Origin of the sequence: Sphingobium xenophagum (genome assembly GCF_031457465.1) — a bacterium.
In the GTDB taxonomy this organism is placed as follows: domain Bacteria; phylum Pseudomonadota; class Alphaproteobacteria; order Sphingomonadales; family Sphingomonadaceae; genus Sphingobium; species Sphingobium xenophagum_A.
On sequence record NZ_JAVDWV010000019.1, the window covers coordinates 36,295 to 50,556 of the forward strand.

At 62.1% G+C, this 14,262-nt stretch carries 15 protein-coding genes; 7 read left to right on the forward strand and 8 right to left on the reverse strand.

The window, feature by feature from the left end; all coding sequences use genetic code 11:
* Nucleotides 1-87 precede the first annotated feature (87 nt).
* From J2W40_RS17570 to J2W40_RS17600, 7 genes are all read right to left on the reverse strand, one after another.
* Nucleotides 88-843 (reverse strand): DUF2889 domain-containing protein, encoded by a 756-nt coding sequence (locus tag J2W40_RS17570; RefSeq protein WP_310227231.1) that lies wholly within the window; start codon nt 841-843, stop codon nt 88-90.
* 75 nt (nt 844-918) lie between these two features.
* Complete coding sequence (locus tag J2W40_RS17575; protein ID WP_310227232.1) at nt 919-1,701, reverse strand: enoyl-CoA hydratase/isomerase family protein; 783 nt, start codon at nt 1,699-1,701, stop codon at nt 919-921.
* Nucleotides 1,698-2,768: a phosphotransferase gene (locus J2W40_RS17580; protein ID WP_310227234.1), complete on the reverse strand. Its 1,071-nt coding sequence runs from the start codon at nt 2,766-2,768 to the stop codon at nt 1,698-1,700. Before J2W40_RS17580 ends, J2W40_RS17575 begins: the two co-directional genes overlap by 4 nt.
* On the reverse strand, nt 2,765-4,198 hold the full coding sequence (locus J2W40_RS17585) for a DUF1254 domain-containing protein (protein ID WP_310227236.1): 1,434 nt from the start codon (nt 4,196-4,198) through the stop codon (nt 2,765-2,767). Before J2W40_RS17585 ends, J2W40_RS17580 begins: the two co-directional genes overlap by 4 nt.
* On the reverse strand, nt 4,195-5,355 hold the full coding sequence (locus J2W40_RS17590; RefSeq protein WP_310227238.1) for an acyl-CoA dehydrogenase family protein: 1,161 nt from the start codon (nt 5,353-5,355) through the stop codon (nt 4,195-4,197). Before J2W40_RS17590 ends, J2W40_RS17585 begins: the two co-directional genes overlap by 4 nt.
* Nucleotides 5,352-6,104, reverse strand: coding sequence for an SDR family NAD(P)-dependent oxidoreductase (locus J2W40_RS17595; protein ID WP_310227240.1), 753 nt, complete (start codon nt 6,102-6,104; stop codon nt 5,352-5,354). The genes J2W40_RS17590 and J2W40_RS17595 overlap by 4 nt, the downstream gene beginning before the upstream one ends.
* Nucleotides 6,101-6,988 carry an SDR family NAD(P)-dependent oxidoreductase gene (locus tag J2W40_RS17600; protein WP_310227242.1) on the reverse strand — a complete coding sequence of 296 codons (888 nt, stop codon included), beginning with the start codon at nt 6,986-6,988 and terminating at the stop codon, nt 6,101-6,103. Before J2W40_RS17600 ends, J2W40_RS17595 begins: the two co-directional genes overlap by 4 nt.
* Before the next feature lie 170 nt (nt 6,989-7,158).
* Between J2W40_RS17600 and J2W40_RS17605 the strand changes: the two genes are divergently transcribed.
* Entirely contained in the window at nt 7,159-7,851 is a 693-nt protein-coding gene (locus J2W40_RS17605; protein WP_310227244.1) for a carboxymuconolactone decarboxylase family protein, read from the forward strand.
* 10 nt (nt 7,852-7,861) lie between these two features.
* On the opposite strand, the gene J2W40_RS17610 is transcribed toward J2W40_RS17605, so the two are convergent.
* Entirely contained in the window at nt 7,862-8,614 is a 753-nt protein-coding gene (locus J2W40_RS17610; protein WP_310227246.1) for an SDR family NAD(P)-dependent oxidoreductase, read from the reverse strand.
* Nucleotides 8,615-8,832: 218 nt separating this feature from the next.
* On the opposite strand from J2W40_RS17610, the gene J2W40_RS17615 reads away from it, so the two are divergent.
* The 6 genes from J2W40_RS17615 to J2W40_RS17640 all read left to right on the forward strand — a co-directional run bounded on the left by J2W40_RS17615 (nt 8,833) and on the right by J2W40_RS17640 (nt 14,260).
* The gene (locus tag J2W40_RS17615; protein WP_310227248.1) at nt 8,833-9,450 is read left to right on the forward strand and encodes a TetR/AcrR family transcriptional regulator; all 618 of its coding nucleotides are present in this window, start codon (nt 8,833-8,835) and stop codon (nt 9,448-9,450) included.
* 2 nt (nt 9,451-9,452) lie between these two features.
* A complete protein-coding gene (locus tag J2W40_RS17620) occupies nt 9,453-10,250 on the forward strand; it encodes a helix-turn-helix transcriptional regulator (RefSeq protein ID WP_310227250.1) in 798 nt (265 codons plus the stop codon).
* Between the two features lie 66 nt (nt 10,251-10,316).
* The gene (locus tag J2W40_RS17625) at nt 10,317-10,739 is read left to right on the forward strand and encodes a Zn-ribbon domain-containing OB-fold protein (protein WP_310227252.1); all 423 of its coding nucleotides are present in this window, start codon (nt 10,317-10,319) and stop codon (nt 10,737-10,739) included.
* On the forward strand, nt 10,736-11,884 hold the full coding sequence (locus tag J2W40_RS17630) for a thiolase family protein (protein WP_310227254.1): 1,149 nt from the start codon (nt 10,736-10,738) through the stop codon (nt 11,882-11,884). Before J2W40_RS17625 ends, J2W40_RS17630 begins: the two co-directional genes overlap by 4 nt.
* Nucleotides 11,885-11,888: 4 nt before the next feature.
* Nucleotides 11,889-13,067 carry an acyl-CoA dehydrogenase family protein gene (locus J2W40_RS17635; protein ID WP_310227288.1) on the forward strand — a complete coding sequence of 393 codons (1,179 nt, stop codon included), beginning with the start codon at nt 11,889-11,891 and terminating at the stop codon, nt 13,065-13,067.
* A 17-nt stretch (nt 13,068-13,084) separates the two neighbouring features.
* Nucleotides 13,085-14,260 (forward strand): acetyl-CoA C-acetyltransferase, encoded by a 1,176-nt coding sequence (locus tag J2W40_RS17640; RefSeq protein ID WP_310227257.1) that lies wholly within the window; start codon nt 13,085-13,087, stop codon nt 14,258-14,260.
* Nucleotides 14,261-14,262: the final 2 nt, after the last annotated feature.

Genomic DNA, 14,262 nt, shown 5'->3' on the forward strand with positions numbered 1-14,262 from the left:
GATAAGCCACCGTTTCGCCTTGAATTGCAGAACCTTCCCAGGATCTCCGCAGGCGTTCGAACTATGACCTTGAATTCCAAAAGATACCTATGCTTTACGCCGATGATGGTTTAAATGAACCTCCTTCGCTCCAGTCATAACTGCAGTTTTCACTAGTCCGGCGCTGTAGGCGTAACATCGCCCGATCATCTCGGGGTTGTCGCGAGCAGGTCGACCTGCGGCCTGTGAAGGGCGATAGCGCCGACCGATAGCTATGAGCCAGGTTCGCGCCAGGATGGTGGCGGCTTCAAGTTGATCTCGCTCAAAAGCGAGACTGGCCCACGCGGCAAAACCTGCTCCCAATGGCCTTCCTTGAAACTCCTGCGGTTCGAGAATTGCGCCCTGACGGACGAGCCAGCGAAAGACGAGCCGACCATTTCGCCAGATGCTGATAGGGACGGGCAACTCGAGTTCGTCAGGGACCTCTGCTTGATAGAGCATCTCCGTCGATGGGCTTTGAGCATGACCAATGGCCATGACTGCCAAATCCAGAAGATGTGTGCAATGATGGCGCGCAATCCCCTTGGCGTAGAAATCGCGCATTGATGTGCGGATAGGAATCCCGACCAGGGATTGAAGCTGGTCGACCGCGCCAGGGCATACCGTAGTGGGAATGCGGATGCTTTGTCCCGTGATAGCCGTCACGATTGACGCGTCGTGCATGATGGAGCAGCGCATTTCATGAAAATTGTCGAGGAGATGGCCGTCGATCCGATCGGTCCCCGCGCGCAGGGACACCCGACGAATGGTGGAACCGGTCCCGTAATCCGGATTGGGTGGAAAGTTGAGCTGCTTGGGTCTCACGACAAGTGCGAAGACCCATCGAACCGGATACAATGCTCATCGGAGTTATGACAGGCTTTGCCCATTGACACGCGGCTATGCAAACTGCGGCGATCGCTTCGCCAGGAAAGCGGCGACGCCCTCCCGGCCTTCAGCCGCACCGGCGGACTCGGCGATCGACGCGGCCTCGCGATCCAGGTGGACGCGAAAGTCGGTGTTCGCCGATTCCATCAGCAAGGCGCGGCATCGGGCGAGCGCACGGACTGGTCCGTTCGCGAGGGCCGTCGCGACGGCTGACGCCTCGGCACGCAGTGCATCGTCGGCGACCACGCGCGTGACAAGGCCGATGGCTGCCGCATCTTCTGCCCCGATCGGCCGGTTGGTAAACAGTATCTCCTGCGCCCGCCGCATGCCGATGAGCCGTGGTAGCCACCATGATGCGCCGCCGTCCGGCGTCAGTCCGACAGCGCTGTAGGCTGAGGTGAAATGGGCGGAAGCGGCGGCGAGCGCGATATCCCCCAATATCGCCAGGCTGAGCCCAGCGCCGGCGGCAGGACCGTTGATCGCCGTGACGAAGGGCTTTTCCATCGTGGCAAGCCGATAAATGCCCGCATGAAAACTGCGGGCCAATGCACCGACCGCCGCTTCGGCAGCCTCTCCGGCAGCGGAGAAGGCGTCGATGTCGCCACCGACGCAAAAGAATTTGCCGCTTCCGGTAAGGACGACGCAGCGAATGTCCTGATCAGCCGCGCATTGCTCCGCCAGTTCATACAGGCGTAATGCGAATGCCGGATCGACCGAATTGCGCTTTTCGGGCCGGGCCAGCGTAAGCCATGCAACGCCGTCCTGAATATCGAGCGTGATGGCCGGACCGTTCATTCGGCACCCGCCTTTTCCGCCTGCTCCCATGCGAGGCGCATGAGTTCGGGCAGCACTGCAATGCGTTCGCGTGCCTGAGCCGACGAAGCGTTGCCACGGATCACCCGGCCCTTGATGCCATGGAAGATGGCAGCGAGCCGAAAGAAGTTGAAAGCGACATAGAAGTCGTAACCCGGCATGTCCGCCAGACCCCTGCGCGAGCAATAGGCGGCGAGATAGGCCGCTTCATCGTCGATGCCGAGCGCGGCGGGATCATGCCCGCCAAGCCCGGCGACGATGTGCGGGGGCATGCGATACATCATTGCATGATAGGCGAAGTCGGCCCCCGGATGCCCCAGGGTCGAAAGCTCCCAATCAAGCACGGCCAGCACGCGCGGCTCCGTCGGATGGAAAATCAGGTTGTCGATGCGGAAGTCGCCATGGACGATGCTGGTTTCCTCGCCCGGCGGGATATGCGCGGGGAGCCATTCCACAAGACGATCCATATAAGGATCGCGTCCTGCGTCTGCATCCTCCACATATTGACGAGACCAGCGCGCGATCTGCCGTTCGAAATAATTGCCGGGTCGGCCATAGTCAGCAAGGCCGACCGCGACATGATCTATGCTGTGCAGGTCTGCGACTGTCGCGTTCATCGCGTCGAAGAGCGCGGCGCGTTCGGGGGCTGAGACGGCCGGGATCGCGGCGTTCCAGAAGATACGGCCTTCCACCATGTCCATGACGTAAAAGATGGTGCCGATGATGGCGGGATCGGTGCACAGACCATGGACGGCGGCGACAGGAAAGCCCGCGCGCGCAAGGCCGGTCAGCACTTTGGCTTCCCGGTCGAGCGCGTGCGCGCTCTTGAGCAAGGGGCCGGGCGGCTGCTTACGCAGGACATAGGTCTTGCCGGGCGTGATCAGTTTGTAGGTAGGATTGGACTGGCCGCCCTTGAATTGCTCAACGCTGAGCGGCCCCGCATAATCGGCCACGTTGGCGCGCATCCAGACATCCAGCGCCCCCATATCCAGTTCGTAACCGGGACGGACGGCGGCGCTGCCGCTGTTGGCATCGACCAAAGTGCTCATCGCGTGTCCTGCTCTTCCGAAATGGCGGGCGGCAGCCATTGGCCGTCGAGCATCTCTGGCTTTGGCCCGTAGGCGCGAATGACGACGAAAAATGGCCCCGCCGGAGCGGGCAGCCAATTCCCGCCGGCCGGGGCTTCGTGCTGGATACGAATGTCGATCGACCTGTCCTTCTGCACCTTCAACCCTTTGGTCCGGTCGCTCACCAGATAGCGGTTCAAGGGATTGGGATAGAGAGCGAACGTTTTGGCGTCGTAGAGCGTGACGGACCAGAAACTGTTGACGGGCGGGGGCGTTTGCAGCCGGAGCATGTAGCGGGACGACGCGCCGTCCAGCGCCGCGCCCTTGCCATCGACGAAGGACGTGTAGGAGGCATTTTCCTCCCGCACATTTGCGCCGAGTCCCGCAATGTTGATGACGGACCGGCGCACATAGTTGAAGCCATAGACGCCCTTGTTGACCTTCATCCAGCCGGTGCCGGTAGGTTCGCCCAGTTGCGACTTGGCACGGGTGAGCATGGCCAGCGCGTCGGCATAGCCGATTTCGACCGCCGCGCGCGCGACAGGGCTCAGGGCATCGGGATCAAATGGCTTGTCGCCCATTATGCCGAGCGGCCGGAACCGTGCCACGAGCGCCTCTTCACCGGTCTGCCAGCCATTGGCCCGAAGCACATAGTCGAGCGCCCGAAGATAGCCGATGGCACCGGGCGCGGGCGGCGGCGGCGCGCCATGACCATGCGCCGTTCCCTGGCCTTCCGGCGCGATGACCCTGACCGCATCCTGAAAGGCGCGCGCTATCCTTACATCGCTGTCAGACTGGGCGAAGGCGCGCATGAGAATCCAGAGCTGGGTCGTGTTCGCCCGATAGACCCTGACGCCCTCGGGCGGGGTTCCGCTCCAGTCACGCGGGACCAGCAGAAAGCGACCGCCCTTAAAACCAATCGTCCTGTTGCTCAGATTACTGGGATTGCCGAAGATGTCGAAGATGTTGAGCGTGAAATATTTGAGCGGCGTCGCCGGGATATCGATTTCGACCGGCCCCTTGCTGAGGTCGATCCAGGCGGTCGAATAAAGCGTATCGGTATTGGGCACCTTGAAAGTGGCATAGTCCGGCCCGGCCAGATTGCGGTCATGCGCAAAGCGGTTGAAGCCGGTGTAATTGTCTGAACTGCGATCGAACACCTGTCGATGGAGCTGCTCATAGTGCAGATAAGCCGCCATGCCATAGACAGTCGCGTCGAACGCGATGGTGCGAAGCAGCGTGGCGCGATCTTTCTCGTCCCTGGGAAGCAGATCGTCGCCATAGCCCGATTGCGTGGCGGGGGCTTCGGGCGCGGCGAAATTCCCAGCCTGGCCCTGCCCTGCCGTCGATGTCAGGAGCGGCAGGAGAACCAGCAACGATCGCACCGCAGGCCCATAGAGTCTGGCGATCATGCCTGCCCTCCCTTCCAGTCGCGCTTTATCCTTTTGGCCAGGCTCCATTTATGGACCTCGGTTGGACCGTCATAAATGCGGAAAGCACGGATTTCCCGGAACGCCTGCTCGACGATGGTGTCGCCAGAAACACCAGTGCCGCCCATCACCTGAACGCACCGGTCAGCGACGCGGAACAGGGCGTCCGACACCGCGACCTTGGCCATCGAGCTTTCGGCGGTGCCGAGCGATCCCGTGTCGAGCACGCCAGCACACCAGTCGATCATGAGTTCCGCCTGCTTCAGATCAATGATGTTGTCCGCCAGCATGAACCCGACGCCTTCATGATCGACAAGCGGTTTGCCAAAGGCGTTGCGGCGGCAGGCATAGTCGGTGGCGATGTCATGCGCGCGCATGGCAAGGCCGAGCCAGCGCATGCAGTGGGACAGCCGCGCGGGGCTGAGACGGATTTGCGCATAGGCAAAGCCCTCACCGCTTGCGCCAAGCATCTGGTCGGCCGGAACACGCAGGTCGACAAGATCGATTTCCGCATGTCCGCCGGGCATCGAACTGTCGATCGTGTCGATCACGCGCACTGTACGGATGGCAGGGTCAGGCAGGTCGACGAGGAACATGCATGCGCCCTCGTCGGATCGGGCCATGACAATGCCCACGCGCGCGCCTTCGGCCCCGGTGATGAATTTCTTGCGGCCATTAATAACCCAGTGGTTGCCGTCGAGGTGGCAGGTCGTCTGCATCATCGACGGATCGGACCCCGCACCGCCCGTTTCGGCTGGTTCGGTCATGAAGAAGGCGGAACGCGCCTGACCTTTCACCAGCGGGTCGAGGAATCGTGCCTTCTGCGCGGCACTGCCAACCTTCCCGAGCAGATACATATTACCTTCGTCAGGCGCAGCCGTGTTGCACGCCAGCGGACCGAGTGGCGACAGCCCTGTCTTGACGAGGACAATAGCGGTTTCCCGCTGCGTCAGATGCGATCCGTCGTTCAGGATATGCGGGGTAAGGACCCCCGCCTCGCGCGCCTTGGTGCGCAGTTCCTGGACGAGTGCATCCTGCGGGCCATGGAAACCAAGGCGACTGTCCCTTTCATATGGGATCACCTCGCTGCGCACAAAGGCTTCGACCTTCGATGCGATGGCGGTGGCTCGATCGGTCATTGCGCGGTGCTCCCCCCGTCGATCACGAGTTCGGCACCCGTCATGTAACGGGATTCGTCACTTGCCAGAAACAGGATGCCATCGGCGATCTCCTCTGCTTGTCCGATCCGGCCAAGGGGGACGTCCGCCAGCAGGGTTCTGGCGACGTCCGCATCGGCATGGGCAGGGGCGGTCAGCGGCGTTGCGATGTGGCCGGGATGAATGGAATTTGCGCGTACCCCATTGCCCGCCGCAGCACATTCAAGCGCGGTTGCCTTGGTAAACATCCGAACGCCTCCCTTCGCGGCGCTGTACGAGCCGGCGCCGGCTCCAGCCACGATGCCGCGAATGGAGGACATGTTGACGATCACGCCCCGGCCGGAGGCAGCGAGCAAAGGCAGCATATATTTGGTCCCCAGGAATACGCTGTCCAGATTGACAGCTAGGATCGATCGCCATTGCGCCAACGTCGTGTCGGTGATGGACGCGAACTTGCCGAAGCCGGCGTTGTTCACGAGAATGTCTAGCTTCCCGAACCGGGCGTCGATCCGATCTGCCAGTGCGGTCCATGCCTGTTCATCGGTGACGTCCATCGTCACCGCCTCATGCCCGCTGCCGCGCAGGGATGTGCATGCGTTCGACAAGGCGACTTCATTGCGGTCCGCCATCACGACTTTTGCGCCCTCCTCCGCGAAACGCCGGGCCGTGGCGAGTCCGATGCCGGAGGCAGCGCCGGTAATCAGCGCAATTCGCGCGTCCAGCCTGTTCATATCTTTTCCTTGTCCAGATCAGCCTTGCCTTCGCTGAGGGCCATCAGACTGTCGAATTGGGGATTTTCGCGATTCACAATGGCTTGTGCCCTTTGTGCGATCGCTCCGTCGTACCGCGCCGAGGTGAAAACATAGAACTGATCCTTGCGGATGCCATCGAATGCCTGGGCGGCCACCTCTTCGGGCGACGGAGCGTTCTGAAACAGATTGTCGGAAATCGCTTGGAACTCCGGAGCTTCCGCCGGTTGTCCGAAGGGAGATTGCAAGTGGGCGGGCCGTGATCGTTCGGCCTCGTAAATGCGCGTCGCGACCAGGCCCGGACACAGCATGGTGACACCGATCGGCGCATTGCGCGCTCGCAGGCCGGCATAAAGAGCTTCGGTAATGCGCACGGCGGCATGTTTCGACGCACCATAGACGGCAGAGCCCTCGCCACTTACGAAACCGGCGACGGATGCAGTATTGAGGATATGCCCCGGCCGTCCCTCGGCCAGCATCCTGGGCACGAAACTGCGAATGCCGTTGACCACCCCGTCCATGTTGACGCCAAAGGCCCAACGCCAGTCTTCCGGCGCATAGTCCCAGACCGGGCGGTGACGGCCGCCGGGCACGACGCCAGCATTGTTGCACAGCAAGGACACCTCGCCAAAGCGGGACCATGCGCCGTCGGCCAGAGCCTGTACCGCCTCCGGATCAGCCACGTCGGTCCTGTGGAGCGCGATTGCCGGACTGTCGATGGCGGCCGCCACCGCTTCAAGGTCGGCAAGATTGATGTCGGCAAGGACAAGGTTCATGCCTTCCCGCGCAGCCAGATGCGCAAGCGCCGCGCCGATACCGCTGCCCGCGCCGGTAATGACTGCCGTTCGGCCCTTGAAGTCTCTCATCGGGAGCCTACTCCTCTCGCGTCGGCCGGATTGGATCAGTCCGTTATAGGGTGCGATATAATCGACCGTCCGGTCGGACGTCAACTCCATATCGGACAGTTGACCCTGTGCGCGAAGCGGCATAGCCATGTTCAACCGACCGGACGGTCTGCATATTTATCGGAGAGCCGATGTCTGATTTTCTGCCCCCGCTCGCCAGTCTCGGCCGCCTGCGCCGCGACGCCCCGAAGACGGTCGCGGGATTTCGCCGCTGGCGTGCGATCATCGATACCGATGGCGCCGTCCCGGCGAGGATGAAGCGATTGTTTGTCGCCTGCGCAGCCACGGTGAAGGGATATAGGGAGCTTGCGGCGCGGGAACTGGCGGCGGCACGGGCGGCTGGTCTCACCGAAGCCGAAGCCGGCGCCGCGATCGCGATCCTGGCCAGCGTACGCGGCGAGGGCGCGTCGCTGCGTTTCCATGATCTTTTCAGGGAGATTTATCCGCAAGCGACCGACCCCGACTGGCCCGACGATGACATGATCGTGGAAGAGGGCGCTGCGGAGGCCAATTTCCTGCAATATTTCGGCACAATGCCGCCTTCATTGGGCAAGTTGCTGGAGGTCAAGCCCCTTGGTGCCGACGCCTATTATCTGATGCGCGAGGGCACTCTGGCAGGCACAGCGCTGGGACCAATATATGCAGAGCTTCTGCTCGTTACCGTTCTTGTCGCCGACTATAGTTCCTGGGCGTCCGTCCACATGAAAGGTGCGCGCACTGCCGGTGCAAGTGAGGAAGCTGTAGCGGAAGCGGTGATCTGCGCTGTGCCAGCCGCCGGCCTGTCTGCATGGGTCATCGGCGCGACCGCGATGGCCGCGGCGTAGCGAAAGGCGCTCAAAGACCGCTGACAAGGTGCCCGCCATCCACCGCGATGACTGCGCCTGTCATGTAGCGCGACTGGCCGGAGCATAGCAGAAGGAGCGGTCCGTCAAGGTCTGACATCTGGCCAAGTCGCTTTTGCGGGATGCGCGAGACGAGACGCTGGCCTGCGTCGGACGCGAAAAAGTCCCGATTGAGGTCCGTTTCGATATAGCCGGGCGCAAGCGCATTGACCTGGATGTTGATCGGTGCCCATTCCAGCGCCAGCACCTTCGTCAACTGGATGAGGCCGGCCTTGCTGGCGGCATAGGCTGCCAGACCCTTGGATACGCGCTCCCCAAGGATCGAGGCCACGTTGACGATTGTGCCGCCCTTGCCCTGCATCCGGCGGGCCGCTTGCTGGGCCACGAGGAAGGCACCAGTCAGATTGGGCTGAATTACTTGCGCCCATTCGTCCGGGTCGAGATCAAGCGCCGCGCGGGTATGCGCTACGCCCGCATTGTTGACGACGATCGAAAGCGCCCCCGCCACATCCCGTTCGATCTGGCCGAAGGCTGCCGCGACCGATTCCGGATCGGTCACATCCATTACGACAGGGATGCATGCCCCGCCCGCCTGCTCAATTTCAGCAGAGAGAGCGCGAAGAGCGTCGACGCGACGCGCCGCGGCCACGACCGTTGCGCCTTCCCGCGCCAGCAGGCGAGCAAAATGCTGGCCCAAGCCCGAACTGGCTCCGGTTACCAGTGCTGTCTTGCCCTCAAGTTGCATTGTTCGTCTCCTTATGCTTGCATTTCTGTGATCCAGCCGTCATCCCTAAGACGAACCGACCAGACGGTCGACTTACCTTTTGGAGAGGTGGGGCCCCTCCACTCCGTAAGCTGGGTCATCATCCGTTGTGATCCGGCCACCATTCAGGCTATCCAATGACCAGAATTAAAAGCGTCGGCGCGGGCTGGCCGGCGCAGACATAGGGAACAGAGTCGACAATGGCGCGACAAGCAGCAAAAAAGCGGCAGACGACCGAAGCGCATGACGAAAAGCGCAACGACATATTGAGGCATTGCGCGGCGCTGTTCGACCGGGTCGGATATCACAAGGCGTCAATGCAGATGCTCGCTGACGAGGTAGGCCTCGGCAAACCCACTCTTTATCACTATTTCCCAAGCAAGAACGCCATTCTCTTTGCAATGCACGATGCGCATATGAGCGCTCTGTTGGCCGGACTGGATGGCGAAGGAGATTCGGATGAGCCGCTCGATCGCTTGCGCGCGGCTTGTATCGACATATTGCGGCAAATAGCCGAGCATCCGGGTTATGTCCGGGCCTTTATGGATCATTATGAAGATCTCGAAGGCGAGATGCGCGATCATATCCGGACTCAGCGCAACGCCTACCTTCAGCGAATGCGCGGGATTATCGAACAGGGGATAGCCAATGGCCATTTTCGGCAGTGCGACCCAGGTCTTACCACACTCGGTTTCCTCGGCATGTGCAACTGGGCTTATAAATGGTATCCTCCCCTCGCGAAGCGCAGGCCTCCCGAGGATGTCGCCGACGCCATCTGCCAGCCCTTTTTTGAGGGGCTGAGCCTCAAGAACGGCTGACCATGTCCGCAACAGAACACTCCTGCACGATGCTGTCTGGCGCTTTGATCGACGCGGTCCGTTTTTCTGAATCTGGAGGCATAGGACCGGCGGCGGAGCGGCTGCGCGATGCGGTGACAGAGCTTTGCGGGCTACGCACAGCGGTCACGCATAATGTGGCCTCGCGCGAACCGATGCGCGACGGCAATGGCGCTGTCCTTGCAAGTGAAATTTTCGGCTTTCGTGGCGCGGAATCGCGCTGGTGGGAAGTGCCTCAACTGGCCCTTTCTTCTCCGATCGTTCACGCATGCCGGGTGGAGGCCGAACCATTCTGGTGCAATGCGCACGGCTTTCGCACCCGTCTGCCCAACCCGCTGCTCAACATCATCGATCTTCACGATTTCCGGATCCGGGCGATGACAGCGGCCGCGATCGTGGTTCCAATCCACCTGCCGTTCGGTCAGATCGGTGCGGCGAGTTTCCTATCGCCCGAGCCGGACACCAATGACCTTTCCGATGCCTATTTCCGCGCCGCGGACACACTGGCCGTGCTGGCACGCGCGTTCGTGCAGAGCTATGTCAAGGTAACGGCGCGGGCACGGCCGGGTCTGGGGAGCATATCGTTGACCAAGCGCGAAGTGGAATGCCTGCGCTGGGCGGCAGCCGGAAAGACCAACGAGGAAATCGGAATCATTCTGGGTCTGCAACGTACGACGGTGCGATTCCATATCCGTTCGGCATCGGTAAAGCTTGATGCCGTGAATCGCGATCAGACGATGTTCAAGGCGGCACAGCTCGGCTTTCTGGGGATGATAAACTAGCCGCTGTCGCATTGGTCAGAAGCCGACCGAACGGTCGGGCGCTATATCTTTGGAAGGAGATAAGCCGTGCCCGAAACCATGCCCATTCCGATTGCCGATGACCTGATCTGTCCCCATGCCGAGGGCATTGCCCTACTCGCATCCCGTGAGCGTGCGACCGGCCGGCTCTGTTTCCCGGCGCGGCCGAAGGAAGACACGCGCTACGACCGCGTGGTGCTGCCAAGAACCGGCCGACTTTGGTCATGGACCGTTCAGCGTTTTCGTCCAAAATCGCCACCCTATGCCGGCCCTGAAGCCTTTGAACCCTATGGGGTGGGCTATATCGAGCTGGATCGCGCACTGATCGTCGAGGGTCGCCTGGTCGATGTGGCATTCGACGCTCTGGAAATCGGCATGATGATGCGGGTTGTACCGCTGCCCTTCACACTGACAGACGGCACGCCGCGCGCCAGCTTTGGCTTCGCACCAAATGAGGGCGCGCAGCCATGAGCGAGGACGTCTTCATCGTCGGTGTGGGAATACATCCTTTCGGACGCACGCCAGGCCTTTCGGGCCTTCAACAGGGTGTGTTCGCCGTGAGGCAAGCGCTCGACCGCGCGGGGCTTGCATGGCGCAATATTCAGTTCGCCTTCGGTGGATCGGACGCCGCCGGGAATGCGGATACGATGGTGTCGGAACTGGGGCTGACGGGCATCCCGTTCATCAATGTCGCCAACGGGTGCGCGACCGGCGGTTCCGCCATGTTCGGCGCCTATAGCACGATCAAGTCCGGCGAGTTCGATCTTGGGCTGGCCGTGGGCTTCGACAAGCATCCGCGCGGCTCCTTCTCCCCCCTGCCGGCGGACTGGGGATTGCCGGACTGGTACGGCGAGACGGGGCTTATGCTGACTACGCAGTTCTTCGCCATGAAGATCCAGCGCTACATGAGCCTTTATGGCATCACCTCGCATATGCTGGGCGCGATCGCCCAAAAGGCCTTCGCCAATGGCGTTCTCGCCGATCATGCCTGGCGACGCGAAGCCGTCGACATCGACACGATCCTGAACTCGCAAATGGTCAGCGATCCACTCACCAAATTCATGTTCTGCTCGCCGGGAGAGGGCGCAGTGGCGCTGTTGCTGGCAAGCGGTAGAAAAGCACGCGAACTTGGCCTGCCCGCAGTACGACTGCGCGCAGCAGCCGTTCGCACGCGGCCCCCTGGATCGTTTGAAGTGTTCTCGCCAGCGCTTGATCTGGAGCGCGGCGGATCACCGACCAGCGTGGCATCGCAGGCGGCCTTTGCCATGGCGGGCGTCGGGCCGGAGGATATCGACATTGCGCAGCTTCAGGACACGGAAGCCGGTGCCGAAATCATGCATATGGCCGAAAACGGTTTTTGCGCGGATGGCGAACAGGCTGCGTGGATCGAAGAGGGGCGCACGCGGATTGACGGCAGCTTGCCGGTCAATACCGACGGCGGGTGTCTGGCTTGCGGCGAACCGATCGGCGCCTCAGGCCTGCGTCAGGTCTATGAAAATTATGTGCAACTAACCGGGCAGGCCGGCGCGCGGCAAGTGCCGGGCAAGCTTCGCCTCGGCTACAGCCATGTCTATGGCGCGCCTGGCGTATCTGCTGTCGCAATCGTGGAACGCTGAAGCGATGGATTTGGCTCTTACCGATCAACAGTGCGCATTCCGTGACGAGGTTCGCGCATTTCTGGCGAATTCTCTCTCGCCAGAGCTCCGTCGGGGCGCGGCGCTCACATCGGGTGTCTTTGCCGAACCCGATATCGCGCGCGAATGGCAGGCGATCCTGGAAGCCAGGGGATGGCTCGTCTATCACTGGCCGGAGCATGCAGGCGGTCCCGGCTGGACGCAGATCCAGCGCTGGATCTTCGAGAAGGAATGCGCGGAGGCGGGCGCTCCGGTCCTGCCTTTCATGGGCCTGAAGCTCGTTGGCCCGGTGCTGTACACTTTCGGCACCCAGGCGCAGCAGGACCAATATCTTCCACGCCTGCGCACGGGCGAGCATATCTGGGCTCAAGGCTTTTCTGAACCAGGTTCGGGCTCCGACCTTGCCAGCCTGCGGACGCGCGCTGTGCGCGACGGCGACCATTATATCGTGTCGGGCCACAAAATCTGGACGACGCAGGCCCAGTATGCTGACCGACTGTTTGCTCTGGTCCGGACCGATATCGAAATAAAACCGCAGCAAGGCATCAGCTTTTTGCTGATCGACATGACCTTGCCGGGCGTGACGGTAAAACCCATCATCAGCGCATCGGGCGATCATGAGTTGAACGAGGTCTTCCTCGACGAAGTGCGGGTGCCGGTTTCGGAGCGTGTCGGCGAAGAGGGGCAAGGCTGGTCTATCGCCAAATTTCTCCTGGAGAATGAACGGGGCGGGTCCAGTTTTGCGCCGCTGCTTCTGGCCGATCTTGCCCGGTTGCGCGCATCGACAGGGCCGCTGACTGGCGAACTGGCCGACCGCGCCGTCCGGCTCCAGCTGGAGGCGGAAGCGCTCGAGATGACCGAGCTGCGGACGCTGATGGAGATCGAGCAGGGCATCGCACCTGACCCGCGCAGCCTGATCACCAAGCTGCTGGCTTCCGAAATCCGGCAGGGTATCGAGGCGCTGGCGATCGATGCCTTTGGCATGGCCGGCCTTCAACTGCCTGCCCGGCGCCCCTTTTACAGCGCCGACATGCCCGCCCCTGTCGGGTCGGCCCAGGTGCAGATTGCGGCTGCCCGCTACCTCAACGCCCGCGCCTGGTCGATCTTTGGCGGCACCAGCGAAATTCAGCTCACACTCATCGCAAAGGCCGCCCTCGGCCTTTAGACAAAGAAGGATGCATCATGCCTGAAGCCTATATCGTTTCCGCACGCCGCACCGCCGGTGGCCGCCGCAATGGCCGCCTTGCCGGTTGGCATCCCTCCGATCTGGGCGCTTTGGTGTTGGACGCGCTGGTGGCCGATGCGGGTGTCGATCCAGCCGCGATCGACGATGTCATCATCGGCTGCGTCAGCCAGATGGGCGAACAGACATTCGCCTTCGGTCGCAACATCGTGCTGGCGTCAAGCCTGCCCGACAGCGTGCCTGCCGTGACGATCGACCGGCAGTGCGGTTCATCCCAGCAGGCCGTTCATTTTGCGGCGCAGGCGGTCATGTCCGGCCTTCAGGACCTTGTGATCGCAGGCGGGGTCGAAAGCATGACGCGCGTGCCGATGGGGTCGCCCATCACATTGGCCAAAGCCGGCGGCATCGGTGCCAACCCATTCTCCGAAGCCATCCAGAAGCGCTATGGCGTTGAGATGTTCAGCCAGTTCGACGGGGCGCAGATGATCGCCGACAAATATGGCTTCACCCGTGATGATCATGACCGTTTCGCACTTGCCAGCCACCAGAAGGCGGCGGCTGCTATCGCGGCCGGTGCCTTCGACCGCGAGATCGTGCCGGTGCCAATCGTTACGGCGGATGGCGAGCAGGCCATCCACGACCGCGACGAAGGTGTGCGGGCCGATGCATCGCTGGAATCGATCGGTTCGGTCAAGCTGCTGAGCGAGGGCGGCACGTTGTCCGCAGCCGCTGCGAGCCAGATCTGCGACGGGGCGAGCGGCGTGCTGGTTGCGTCCGAAGCCGCCGTCAGGGCCCATGGCCTCACACCCATCGCGCGCATCGTCAATCTGGCAGTGACGGCGGGCGACCCGGTGATCATGCTGGAGGAACCGATTCCCGCGACCCGGCGCGTCCTTGATCGCGCGGGCATGACGATGAAGGATATCGACCTTTTCGAGGTGAACGAAGCCTTTGCCTCCATCCCCCTGGCATGGATGAAGGCGCTGGACGCGGACCCGGCGAAGCTGAACGTCAACGGCGGCGCAATTGCGCTGGGCCATCCGCTCGGCGCGACCGGGACGAAGCTGATGGCGACGCTCATCCACGCGCTCAGGGCGCGCGGCCAGCGCTATGGTCTCCAGACCATGTGCGAAGGCGGCGGTATCGCCAACGCGTCGATCATCGAGGTGCTCTGAGT